A 12,054-nucleotide genomic window follows, 5' to 3' on the forward strand; every position below is an offset into this window, starting at 1 on the left:
TCATGGGCGTGAGTTCCCACTGCGGTCGGCTGACCGCAGACCGCTGACGACCGCCTGCGAACCGGACCCTAGACTCGGCGCCTGATGGTCGCCGCAACCAACCAGCCGGACACCACCGGCGCCGGGCGTGTCCGGGGTCTCGACGGCCTTCGGGCCATCGCGGCGCTGGCGATCGTCTTTCACCATGTCGGGTTCCAGTCCGGCGCCACCTATCGCCAGGAGATCTGGGGCGGCTACCTCGGGCGCCTCGACATCGGCGTCCCCGTCTTCTTCGCGCTGTCAGGCTTCCTGCTGTTCCGTCCGATCGCGGCATCCGTGTTGGACGACACCCCGCTGCGTCCGGCGCTCGAGCACCTGTGGCGCCGGGCCATGCGGATCTATCCGGCGTTCTGGGTGGCGCTCACCCTGATCGTCGTCTTCACCAGCGAGGCGTTCGCCGACGTCACCCGCGCGATCACGACCTACCTGCTGGTGCACATCCACTACCCGACGACCTCGATCGAGCCGATGCCGCAGGCCTGGAGTCTCGCCACCGAGATCAGCTTCTACGCGGCCCTGCCGCTCATGGCCCGGTTCCTTCGGCCGTGGTTGCGCGACCGGTCGAGGGCGGCTCGTCGCAACGGCCTGCTGGTGTTCATCGCCGCCTGCTACCTGCTCTCGGTCTTCTTCCGGATCGCGGTGCTCACGATGGACACCCGATGGACGTCGGCACAGGTGCTCTGGCTGCCGGGCACGCTCGACTACTTCGCGATCGGGATGGCGCTCGCGGTGGCTCGGGTCGGGTTCACCGAGGGCAGCGGACCTCGCCGCCGGCTCGAGCAGGTCGCCGGGCCGGCCGGGCTGTGGTGGATCGCCGCTGCGGTTCTCTTCCACGTCGTCTCGCAGCACATGGGCCTCGCGCTCGGCGTCGACTCGGCGTCATGGCCCCGCGAGATCGCCCGGCAGATGGTCTATGGCGCGATCGGTTTCTGTCTGCTCTTCCCGCTGGTGTTCGGTTCGAGTCGTCGGTCGCTGGTCCGTTCGTTCGTGCGCAGTCCGCCGATGGAATGGCTCGGCACGATCTCGTACTCGATCTACCTCTGGCACATGGCGTTCGTGGTGCATCCATGGGAACCGCTGGCCGACCGGTTCGGCGCGGTACGCGACACCGCGTTCTGGGATTACGCGGGCACGGACTTCTGGAGCTACCTGGTCATCGCGCTGGTCCCGACACTGGTCGTGTCGATCGTGAGCTACTACGTCGTCGAGGTCAGCGGTCAACGCTTGCAAGGACTGGTGCGGCGGCCCCGGCTCGACCCGACGCCGTCGGAATCGTTCGTGACCCGCCTGCGAGCGCAATGGGTCGGCGCCCGGTTCCGGACCCAGCTGTTGGTGATCTCCGGGGTCGGGTTCGTCGGCCGAGTCCTCTACGTGATCCTCGCGAAGCACGACCAGACCCTCTCCACCACCGACATCGCGCCGGGCGATCAGTTCTTCTACTCCCGGGCAGCCGACGCCCTGGCGGCCGGCGAGGGCTTCGTCACACCGTGGCAGGACATCGCGGTCAAGTTGGGACTCGCCGATCCCGGCGAGGCTGCCGCGCATGCCGCCGATCATCCGCCCCTCACCGCGTTGGTGGCGGCGCCGGCCTCGTTCCTGCCGGGCGGACGCGGCGAGCATCTGTTCGAGCAGCGATTCATCATGTGCGCAGTCGGCGCCGCCGTCATCGTCATGGTCGGGTTGCTCGCTCGCGAGATCGCCGGCCGTGCGGTCGGCATCATCGCCGCGGTCCTCGCGGCGCTCTACCCGGGGTTCTGGATCAACGACGGCCTGGTCATGGCCGAGTCACTGACCGCGCTGACGGTCGCCGGCGCGCTCTACGCGGCAGCGCGGTACCGACGCGCGCCGTCGGGTCGGCTCGCGGCCGAACTCGGCCTCTGGATCGGCTTCGCCGCGCTGGCGCGGGCCGAGTCGTTGCTGCTCATCCCGCTCGTCGTCGTGCCGTTGCTGTGGGTGACGCATCCGGGTTGGCGTGACCGGTTCGTCCGAGCGGTCCTTGCCGGTGGGGTGACGGCGCTGGTGGTCGCCCCCTGGGTCGTGCCGAACCTCGTGCGATTCGAGGAGCCGGTGGTGATGTCGCATGGCGACGGTCTGGTGCTCGTCGGGGCCAACAACGACGCCGTCTACCGCGGCGGTGGACTCGGATTCTGGTCGCCACCCATGGAGTTCCTCACGGCCGACGGTCGTTTCGACGAGACGGACCCCAGCGTCGATTCGCTGGCCGCTCGTGACCAGGCGATCGAGTACATCGGCGAGCATCTCGGCGACCAGCCACGGGTGATGGCGGCGCGATTCGGTCGGCTGTGGAGCGTGTATCGACCGCTCGAGACCGCGGCGCTGAACACGCAGGAGGGACGCGAACAGTGGGCGTCGCATCTCTCGATCGGCGCGCTCTACCTGACACTGCCGCTCGCTCTGCTCGGTTGGTGGCGACTGGGCCGGGGTTGGTCGCGTTGGCTGCTCGGGATCATGGTCGTGCACGTTTCCCTGATGGGCGTGATGTTCTACGGCATCCCCCGATTCCGGGTACCGGCCGAAGTTGCGCTGATGGTCGCAGCAGCGATCGGTGTGCATTGGCTCGCTAGCCTCGGCGCATGTCGACCACCGCGCACATCCTCTTCTCCGGCGTCCTCGTCCTGACGGTGCTCTTCATCTACTCGCTGGTGCGACAGCGGGTGCTGAAGAGCAAGTACGCCCTCCTCTGGTCGCTGGTCGCGGTGGCGCTCCTGCCGATCGCGGCCGTGCCGAGTCTGGTCGAGTCGGTTTCGGATCTGCTCGGCATCGAGACCCCCTCCAACACGATCCTGCTGGCCGCGGTGTCGCTCCTGTTCGCGACCACCGTCCAGCTCACGTACGAGCTCTCGCGCATCGAGGCTCGCACCCAGGACCTGGCCGAGGAGTTCGCCCTCCTCCGCGCCCGCCTCGACCTCCCCGCCGACTAACCGTTGCATTCGGGGTCAGACCCCCGTTGCGGTTTGGGGCGCGATCATGAACCGCTGCGAGTTGGGACGGGGGTCTGACCCCGGTGTCCCAACTCAGGGACGGTGGGCGGTGACGATGAGGCCGTCGGCGCTGTAGGGGCGGCCGAGGCGACCGAGGGCGCGTTCGAGGCCGAGGACGGCTCGTACGGCCATCGCCTCGAACCGGGATCGTTCGCCGCGATCGCGGACGGTGGGGACGTAGGTGACGCTGCCGTCGGGCAGCCAGCCGTGGCGTTGCAGCAGCTGGGTGAGCGTGCGCCAGGTGAACATCACGACATGGTCGGGGTGATTGACCTCGACCCGCCGGGTGATGTTGGCGACGACGTTGACGAGCCCGTAGGCGTTCGGTGTGGTGACGATCAGTGTGCCGCCGGGGGCGCACAGCTTCGCCATCGCGTCGAGGAAGGGACCCGGCGCGCCCAGATGTTCGATGACCTCGCCGGCGAGCACGATGTCGGCTGGTTCGAGCGACAATTCCGCCACGGCGTCGGGATCGGTGCAGTCGACCAGGTGGGCCTCGAAGCCACCGTCGAGCGCGGCCTGCACGCCGGGGCCGTCGAAGTCGAGCCCGACCAGTGACGTCGTCACCTCGGCGAGGTGACCGTGCAGCCAGCTGCCGGCGCGACCCTGCTCCTCTCGGAACCCGGCGTCGGCGAAGCCGACGTGGATGACCCGCTTGCCGCGACACTGTTCGACCAGCCAGGGCACCCGGTCGACGATCGAGGTGCGGGGCAGAGGGTGGGCCATCTCGTCCTGGCCGTATTCGGGGATCTCGGTGCTCACGACACGCTCTCCGGGTCGAAGGTGGGGACCTCGCCGAGCGCGTCGACCACGTCGATCAGTCGACGGTCGGTGCCGGCCACGATGCGCTGCACCCGTCCGGCCATTCCCTTGCGGCCCCACCACATCACACGGCTGCCGAGACGGCCGACCTCGGGGAGCAGCCAGCGTTGCTCGTCGGGATCGAAGTCGTAGGGGTGGGAGTAGAGCCAGGCGTGATCCGGGGCGCGACGAGCGGCCCACCGCACGAGCGGTTCGGGGGCGACGCGCAGGTACACCCCGCCGAGCAGCGGCACGGTGGCCGGCCCGATCCCGAAGATCGGAGAGGGAATCTCGATCAGCCCTCCGGGCCAGCGGAACGGCTCGCGGGGCGCGCCGGGCCAGCCGTAGAGCGGGTTGCGGGCGGGGAGCACACTCGAGCTGTAGGTGAACCCGAGGTCGGCGAGGATCTCCGGCGCCCACGACGACTCGGGGACCAGCGAGAAGATCGGCGCCCGGAAGCCCGACACCGGTGCCTGGATGGTCTGGGTGAGGCGCTCGAGCGCCTCGGCCGTGACGACGCGAAATCGTTCGGCGCCGACGTCGGGCAGCGGCGTGTGGGTGGCCCCGTGGAGGCCGATCTCGTGCCCGCGTGCCGCGACCCGGGCGACCAGATCGGGTTCGTCGCGGACCACGTCGCCGACCACGAAGACGGTGCCGATCACGCCCCACTCCTCGAGGTCGTCGAGGAGCCGGTCGGTGACCGTCGGGAACCGAAGCTCGGCCGTTTCGTCGGGCCGGTGGTCCTCGAGATCGAGCGTGAAGACGACCCCGCTCACGCGGCGGCCCTCGGGCGCCGGCCCCGGTAGAGGGAACGGAAGACTCCCTCGGCCCGCAGACGATGGAACACCCAGCTGAGTGCGACCGAGGTCAGCACGATCATGGCGATGTCGATCGGCACCCGATAGCGGGTGAGCCCGAAGGTGATCGCCGAGGCGAACATGATCATCGGCCACATCGCCAAGAGCGGTGTGAGGCGCTGTCCCCGACGGCGCAGGAGCAGCGCACCGATCACGCTGAAGGGAATCAGCGAGTAGTAGATGCCGAGGCCGACGGTGCTCGGCTCTTCCCAGCGTCCTTCGACCGTGTACTGCATCCGCAGTGTGTGGCTGACGCGATACAGCTCGAGCGAACGGCCCATCCGGGCGAGCGCGACCTTCGGGTACCGGTACCAATTGTCGACGTAGTAGTCGAGCGCCTGTCCCCGGTTCCATTCGTCGATCACGGACTCGTCGTAGAACACCCGGTCGGCTTCGCTACCGGGCCACGAACCGGGTAGGTCCTCTTCGAGCTGGGCGATGAGTTCGTCGTCGAAACAGTTGACCCAGTAGCCCAGCGATTCCCCGGTCCACGCACCGTCACACGCGCCGGCGATCATCACCGTGCCGGTCACGGCACTGATCGTCACCGGCTTCTCGAAGCGGATGTTGTTGTAGACGAGCCAGGGCGACATCAGCATCAGCCCGGCGATGCCGCACAACAGTGTCTGGCGCACCTTCTCGCGGGTGTCGATCGAGCGGACCCCCCACCAGATCAGGGGCAGGACCATGAAGCCGTAGAGGCTGAGGGCTTCGGCCCTGATCATCGTGGCGAGCGCGATGGCGATGCCGACGAACACGATGTTGCGCCGGGACGGCTCGCGGATCCATTCGTAGGCCGCCCAGAACATGAGGACCACGAACGGCTGGTACATGCCTTCGGAGAGCATCATCAGATCGTTGATCCAGAGCAGTGGATGCAGGGCCGTGATGAGGGCGGCGGCGACGCCGGCCACATTGCCGGCCAGACGACGGGTGAACAGGCCGACGGCGACGATCAGCACGAAGCCCCACAGGGTCGCAGCGACACGATGGTCGGTCACGCCGTCGAAGCCGATCTTCGACCACGCGGCGAGGTAGGCGGCGTAGAGCGGTGGGTCCCCGGCCGAGTCGACGATCTTGTCGACCCCGTCGATGCCGACGCCGGCCTTGGCGAGATAGCGGCCGGTCTCGGCCAGGAGGTTGGCCTGGTTGTGGTGGTAGAGCGCATCGCCGGCGACCCGGTAGCAGTCGGTGGAATCGATGTCGCAGGTCGGGCGGTAGACGAGCACGCCCCAGAGGCGCAGGAGCCAGCCCGCGAGACCGATCCCCACGATGAGACGGACCGCACGCGGCGCCTGGGTCACTCGGGAAACAGCGGTCATCCCTCGACCCCCTCGGTCCTTTCGTTCGCGATCTCCGCGCGTCGGAGACGGGCAGGACCGTATCGCTCGAGCACATGGCCCACCGCCACGGCGGCGAGGACGGCGAAGACCAGGTCGGCGCCGACGCGATAGCGCGAGATGCCGAACGTGATGGCGGCGGTGAACACCGACACTCCGGCAACGGCGGCGACCGGGATCACGGTGGTCCGCCGCTTCCACAGCAGCACGCCGAAGACGGCGCCGATCATCGCGAGGTAGTGGGCCACCAGGCCGACGGTCGCGTGCGAGCGGATGCGCCGTTCGAAGAACACGTCGAAGTCGATGCCCTGTTCGGGTCGGAAGAAGCCCAGAATCCGGCCGACTCTCGCCGCGACCACCTTCGGTTGCTCGCTGAGGTGATCGCCGATGTAGGCGCTCGCCTTGGCGTACTTGGCTGCGCCGATTCCCGACTCGTCGGCGCCCTCCGGCCAGGTCTGTCCGTCGTCACACGCGATCGACCAGTATCCGAGGAAGTCGCCGGAGTAGGTCTCGTCACAGTTGCCCAGCTCGAGGACGTAGCCCGGCCCCACCGCGAGATAGGTGGGCTCGTCGAAGATGGTCACGTTTCGGAGGACCCACGGCGCCAGGATCGCCATGGCGACCACTGCGGCGATGGCCGTCCGCTGGAATCGGTCGCGCCAGGCGAGCCGCGGATGGAACATGACCAGCGGCGTCAGCAGGAAGAAGAACATCAGGAACGGCTCGCTGCGGGTGAGCGAACCGAGCGCGAGCACCACGGTCAGTTCGAGGATTCGCCGCAGCGACGGCTCGTCGTAGGTTCGGTGGGCGAAGTAGAGCGCCCACCCGGCCAGCGGGATGTACATGGACTCCGAGAGGATCAGCCCGTCGTTCATCCACAGCGGCGGGTGGATGGCCACGGCGATCATCGCGAGGGCGGCGATCCGCAGGTCGAAGATCCGGCGCACCAACAGGCCGACCGGGAACACCACCGACGCCGAGATCAGACCGCCGGCGATGCGATGCCAGGTGACGGTGTCGGCGCCGAGCCACGACCAGATCGCCAGGTAGACGGTGAAGCCCGGCGGATGTGCCGCGGTCGGCACGATGATGCCGTTGACCTGGTACTCGAAAGGATTCGCGAACCCCTGACCGTCGGCCAGGAGGTTGGCGGACAGGTGGTAGTAGAGGTTGTCGTTGAGCGTGTCCTCCTCGATGAGCGGCAGGTCGACGTACCAGCGATGGAGGACGTACCAGCGCACCAGGAGGGCGATCGCGAACGCTGCGGCGACGACGAGCGCGAACCGCTGGTCGGTGACTCGTCGAATTCCTGCTGCCCGGCGCACCGGGGAATCGTACTTGTGCCGTACCGTTGCGGCTCATGCGCGTCACGGTGGTCGGTCACTCGTGCCTACGGGTCGAGACCCGGGCCGGAACCATTCTCGTCGATCCGTGGCTCTTCGGATCCTGCTACTGGCGTTCGTGGTGGCACTTCCCGCCCAGCACGGAACCGACTGCGGAGATGTTGGCGCCGGACTACGTGTACCTCACGCATCACCACTTCGATCACTTCCACTACCCGTCGATGCGCCGCCTCGACCGTGACGCCAAGGTGCTGATCCCCCGCTTCGGGGTCGACGTCATGGCCGACGAGGTCGTCAGCCTCGGCTTCGATCGCCCCGCCGAGCTCGTCCACGGCCGGATCCTCGATCTCGGCGACGGCGTGCGGGTCGCGTCGTATCAGTACGGGTTCGACGACACGGCGTTCGTCATCGCCGAGGACGATCATGTCGTCGTCGACATCAACGACTGCAAGATCCGCGGGCGGGCGTTGGACCAGCTGCTCGACGACTTCGGCCCGCCCACCCTGGCCTGCAAGAGCCACTCGTTCGCCCAGTCCTATCCGGTGCTCTACGAGAGTGACGACCCGGCCCAACTCCGGCTGGTCACGCCCAAGACCTACATCGACGACTTCCACGACGTGATGGCCCGCCTGCGTCCGCGCCATGCCATTCCGTTCGGGTCGATGGTCGGCTTCCTGCATCCCGACAGCGCTCCGCTCAACGCCCATCTCGTCACCCCTCGCGCTGTCGTCGAGGGCGTGGCCGAGCGCGGCGGCATCGAGGGAACCGACGTGATCACGATGGCACCCGGCGACGTCTGGGACAGCGAGTCCGGCTTCGATCGCAGTGACGTCGACTGGTACACCGATCGTGCGCGCCACCTCGCCGAACTCGCGGAGAAGTACGCGCCGACGATCGCCGAACGCACCGCGGCCGAAGTCGACGTCACCGTCGAGTGGCGAGACTTCGACGCCCATCTCGGCCGCCTGGTGCGCGAGGTGCCGCGCGTGTTCGCCCGCCGACTCTCGCCCCGGCCGTTCGTGTTCCATGTGCCGTCCGACGTCGACCGGCCGTATTGGTGGGTGTCGTTCCGGTCTCGGACGGTGGGTCGTTCGGCGACGATGCCCGAAGGCGCATCCGGGCTCACGACCGTTCCCGAGGCGGTGCTCGCCGAGGCGATCCGTGACCGCATCGTGCACATCCTCCACGGGGCCATGCGGATCCGCACGAGGCTCGAACCCGGGGGCGTGCAGAGCGACCTCGGCTTCTGGGGTGTGGTGATGATGTGGGAGCTCGGCTACCTCCCGCTGCGACGCAGTGCGCGTCACCCCCGCCTCTGGTTCGCAGTGGCCCGGCGTTGGCGGGAGTTCGCCGATCAGGCGCCGAGCGTCATCTCCCGCAATCCGGTCGACCATCTGGCCGAGCGTTTCGGCGCCGACGTCTGACCGGCCGCTCAGACGGCTAGCTCAGTAGGCGTCCATGTCGAGGAACTCGAACGTGTCGAGTTCGATCGAGTCCTGGTCCACGCCGGGGTCGAGGTGACGGATGATCAGGTTGAGCGGTGACGGCTGAACCCGCCGAGGCGGCCGGACGCCCCGGACCGACGCCGAGCCGTTGAACCCCGCGTAGACGGCGAAGGCGGCGCGGTGAAAACGCGTGGCCGATCGGATGGCCGGGGTGGCATCGACGACCGCGGACCCGGCAGTGAGCGGGAAGACCTTCAACACCACGCACGCAGGCACGGGGCCGAGGTGGCTCGTGGTCGTGATGAGGGCGACGTCGTCGGTTTGGTGCACGAAGTAGCGGGTCTCGGGGCAGGCGAGCCGCCAGCGCAGAACGTCAGCCGTGTAGTCGGTGACCCAGCCACCGACCGGGTGGCGATCGACGGTGGCGGCGAACTCGTCGAAGTCCGGCGAGTCCAGCCAGTTGGCGTCGACTTCGGCATGGCTCATGCGGCGTCGGCCCCGACCGACGGGCGCGACCACCCGCACCGGCAGTGGGCCGACGAGGCGCCAGCCCATGTACTTCACGACCGCGCCCGTCGACTTGTCGTTGGTCACCCCGACCACGAACGACCTTCCGGCGGTCGCTGCCTCGTCGTAGATCTCGAGGCCGATGCGGGTGAAGTGGCGGGCCCGCTGATGACCGGTGCGCACGACGGCGTTGAGCGACCAGGCGCCGTCGCTGCGGGCACCGTCGGGACCACGGAAGCGGCGGGGCATGTTCGCATAGTGCGCGACGAGCAACGTGTCGTTGCCGTCGGCCACCTGCTGGTGCCGTTCCCACGCGCGGCCGAGCGGGTTCTCCCGGTAGGCCCAGCGCAGATAGTCGCTCGACACGAATCGGGGGTCGGGAAGTTCGGCGTCGAGCAGCTCGGTGGCGGCGTCGAGAACGGCGGGTTCGTCGGACGACCCGTCGATGGTCCAACCCTCGACGTCGTCGTGGACGACGGCTCCGTCCGGCGGCTCGCTCTCGCTCATCCCGGGACGGTACCGTGCGCCCCAGGCGAGCCGGGAGCACACGTGTCGGAACTGATCGAACTGTCGAGCCGCATGATCGACAGCGGCGTGCTGTCGGAGAAGCCCAATCGCATCTCCTTCGAGCTGTCGGAGGTGGCCGAGGGGCTCTCGGTGGTCGAGGCGTTCTCCCACATCTGGAGCATCGACACCGGCGACGGGCTCGTTCTCGTCGACGCCAGCGGTTCCCTCTCGGGCACGCGGTGCATCGACGCGATCCGCGACTGGCGTCGTGATCGGGTGCACACGATCGTCTACACCCACGGCCACGCCGACCATGTCGGCGGCAGTCCGGCGATCCTCGCCGATGCCGCCGCGCGCGGTCACGAGGCGCCGGCGGTCGCCGCGCACACGGCCGTGCACGATCGCTTCGCGCGCTACCGCGAGACCGCCGGGTGGAACCTGGCGATCAACTCCCGCCAGTTCGGCGGCACGAAGCCGGACCCCGACTTCATGGGTGTGGGCACGGGCCGCTACCTGCCCGACGACGTGGCGGTGCCGACCATCACCCACGACTCGGGCATGGACCTGACGATCGGCGACGTCACGCTCGAGCTGCACCACGCGAAGGGTGAGACCGACGACCACACGTGGCTGTGGGACGCGGCCCGCAAGGCGGTCTACGTCGGCGACCTCTTCATGTGGAACTTCCCCAATGCGGGCAACCCCCAGAAGGTGCAGCGCTTCGCCGGCGACTGGGCCACCGCGCTGCGGGCGATGATCGCGAAGGGGCCCGAGCTGCTGCTGCCGGCGCACGGCCTGCCGGTGGCCGGCGCCGACCGGGTGGCCATGGTGCTCGACACCACCTCCAGTGCACTCGAGTATCTCGTCGAGGCGACGGTGTCGCTGATGAACGAGGGCGCCACGCTCGACACCATCCTGCATTCCGTCGTCCTGCCCGATCGCTATCGCGACCTTCCCTACCTCGCGCCGACCTATGACGAGCCCGAGTTCGTCGTGCGCAACATCTATCGGCTCTGCGGCGGCTGGTGGGACGGCGACCCGTCGACGCTGCATCCGGCACCCAGATCGGCGTTGGCCGCCGAGGTCGCGGCGTTGTCGGGCGGCGCGCCCACGCTGGCCGCCCGCGCCGCAGCGTTGGTCGAGACGGGTGAGCTCGAGCTCGCGGGTCATCTGATCGAGATGGCGGCTGCGGCGGCCCCCGACGACCGCGCCGTCCACGAGATTCGCATCGCCGTCTACGGCGCTCGTCGAGCAGCTGCGACCTCGCTGATGGCCAAGGGCATCTACTCGAGTGCGCTCAATGCCTCTCGCGAGTTCCTGGAGGACGACGCGGACTCGCGTTAGTTCAGGGTCGCAATGACTCGACGGGATCGCGGGTCGGGCGGAAGTCGTCTCCCGCGATGGTCACTGGCGTCGTGAGTTCGACGAGGTCGCCGGAGCTGAGGAGGGCATGGACACGATCGGTGCCGTTCTTGCCGATCTGTTCGATGCGCACCCAGGCGCCGTCCCGGTGGATCCAGTTGCCGACTCTGACGAGCTCCGGGGGGAGAACGGCGGCGGGTCGGACCCTGACCGGCGGGGCGACAGGCCCGGACCGCAGGAGCCGGATCGACGGCACGAGGATGGCCAGCGCGCCGAGGGCGCACATGGCCGCAGCGAGGGTCACGGTGGTGTTGCCGTCGCCGAGCGCGCCGGTGGCGGCCAGGCTCAGCCCGCCGCCGAGCAGCAGCGCGGCGGTCACCACGAGCGCAATGGTTCCCCGGAGGTCGTCGACCTCGAGGCGCGTCCCTTCGATGAGACGCCCGCTCTCGGCGTACTCGACGATCTGCGAGGTCACGTTCCGTGGCCGTCGTTCGACCCAACCCATCAGCTTCGAATCCCTCTCGGGCCTTCGGGCCCACCAAGATCGCCGGCTCGGTGCACGGCCAAGGAAGGGTGGCACAGGGAGGGATCGGACGCCAGATCGGCACCCTGACCGCGGGCGCAGAAATTCGTCCGGAATGCTCAGGTTTTGCTCGCGACGAACCGATCGGATGGCTTAGACCATTGCTCGTTCGGGTGGTGGTGAACCACACAATGGAGTCCAACAATGACCACCGCATACCAGTTCCTCAGCGCCTGGATCACCAGCCGTATCGATGACGAGCGTGGCGCGAGCCTCGTGGAGTACGCGCTCCTCGTCGCCCTCATCGCCGTCGTGTGCATCGCTGCCG

10 protein-coding genes are annotated in these 12,054 nt (G+C 68.5%); 4 read left to right on the plus strand and 6 right to left on the minus strand.

The genetic code is table 11. The features are described from left to right. Window positions 1-84 precede the first annotated feature (84 nt). Both RIB98_12355 and RIB98_12360 read left to right on the plus strand, forming a co-directional pair. The gene (locus RIB98_12355; protein MEQ8841762.1) at window positions 85-2,679 is read left to right on the plus strand and encodes an acyltransferase family protein; all 2,595 of its coding nucleotides are present in this window, start codon (window positions 85-87) and stop codon (window positions 2,677-2,679) included. Next, window positions 2,634-2,981, plus strand: a complete 348-nt coding sequence (locus RIB98_12360; GenBank protein ID MEQ8841763.1) for a DUF2304 domain-containing protein — start codon at window positions 2,634-2,636, stop codon at window positions 2,979-2,981. The genes RIB98_12355 and RIB98_12360 overlap by 46 nt, the downstream gene beginning before the upstream one ends. Before the next feature lie 93 nt (window positions 2,982-3,074). Here the strand turns inward: RIB98_12360 and RIB98_12365 are convergent, their stop codons facing one another. From RIB98_12365 to RIB98_12380, 4 genes are read right to left on the minus strand one after another with little or no spacing between them, the layout of a single operon-like run. Next, window positions 3,075-3,803, minus strand: a complete 729-nt coding sequence (locus RIB98_12365) for a methyltransferase domain-containing protein (protein ID MEQ8841764.1) — start codon at window positions 3,801-3,803, stop codon at window positions 3,075-3,077. Further along, window positions 3,800-4,618, minus strand: a complete 819-nt coding sequence (locus tag RIB98_12370) for a polysaccharide deacetylase family protein (GenBank protein MEQ8841765.1) — start codon at window positions 4,616-4,618, stop codon at window positions 3,800-3,802. Before RIB98_12370 ends, RIB98_12365 begins: the two co-directional genes overlap by 4 nt. Beyond that, window positions 4,615-6,021, minus strand: a complete 1,407-nt coding sequence (locus tag RIB98_12375) for a glycosyltransferase family 39 protein (protein MEQ8841766.1) — start codon at window positions 6,019-6,021, stop codon at window positions 4,615-4,617. The genes RIB98_12370 and RIB98_12375 overlap by 4 nt, the downstream gene beginning before the upstream one ends. Further along, on the minus strand, window positions 6,018-7,364 hold the full coding sequence (locus tag RIB98_12380; GenBank protein ID MEQ8841767.1) for a glycosyltransferase family 39 protein: 1,347 nt from the start codon (window positions 7,362-7,364) through the stop codon (window positions 6,018-6,020). Before RIB98_12380 ends, RIB98_12375 begins: the two co-directional genes overlap by 4 nt. 35 nt (window positions 7,365-7,399) lie before the next feature. Here RIB98_12380 and RIB98_12385 point away from each other — a divergent pair, with 35 nt between their 5' ends. Continuing rightward, entirely contained in the window at window positions 7,400-8,806 is a 1,407-nt protein-coding gene (locus RIB98_12385) for an MBL fold metallo-hydrolase (GenBank protein ID MEQ8841768.1), read from the plus strand. Window positions 8,807-8,827: 21 nt separating this feature from the next. Here the strand turns inward: RIB98_12385 and RIB98_12390 are convergent, their stop codons facing one another. Further along, entirely contained in the window at window positions 8,828-9,841 is a 1,014-nt protein-coding gene (locus tag RIB98_12390; GenBank protein MEQ8841769.1) for a hypothetical protein, read from the minus strand. A 42-nt stretch (window positions 9,842-9,883) separates the two neighbouring features. Between RIB98_12390 and RIB98_12395 the strand changes: the two genes are divergently transcribed. Next, window positions 9,884-11,185 (plus strand): alkyl sulfatase dimerization domain-containing protein, encoded by a 1,302-nt coding sequence (locus RIB98_12395; GenBank protein ID MEQ8841770.1) that lies wholly within the window; start codon window positions 9,884-9,886, stop codon window positions 11,183-11,185. 1 nt (window position 11,186) lies between these two features. Here the strand turns inward: RIB98_12395 and RIB98_12400 are convergent, their stop codons facing one another. Next, on the minus strand, window positions 11,187-11,678 hold the full coding sequence (locus RIB98_12400) for a hypothetical protein (GenBank protein ID MEQ8841771.1): 492 nt from the start codon (window positions 11,676-11,678) through the stop codon (window positions 11,187-11,189). Window positions 11,679-12,054: the final 376 nt, after the last annotated feature.

It is taken from the genome of Acidimicrobiales bacterium (assembly GCA_040219515.1).
In the GTDB taxonomy this organism is placed as follows: Bacteria; Actinomycetota; Acidimicrobiia; order Acidimicrobiales; family Aldehydirespiratoraceae; genus JAJRXC01.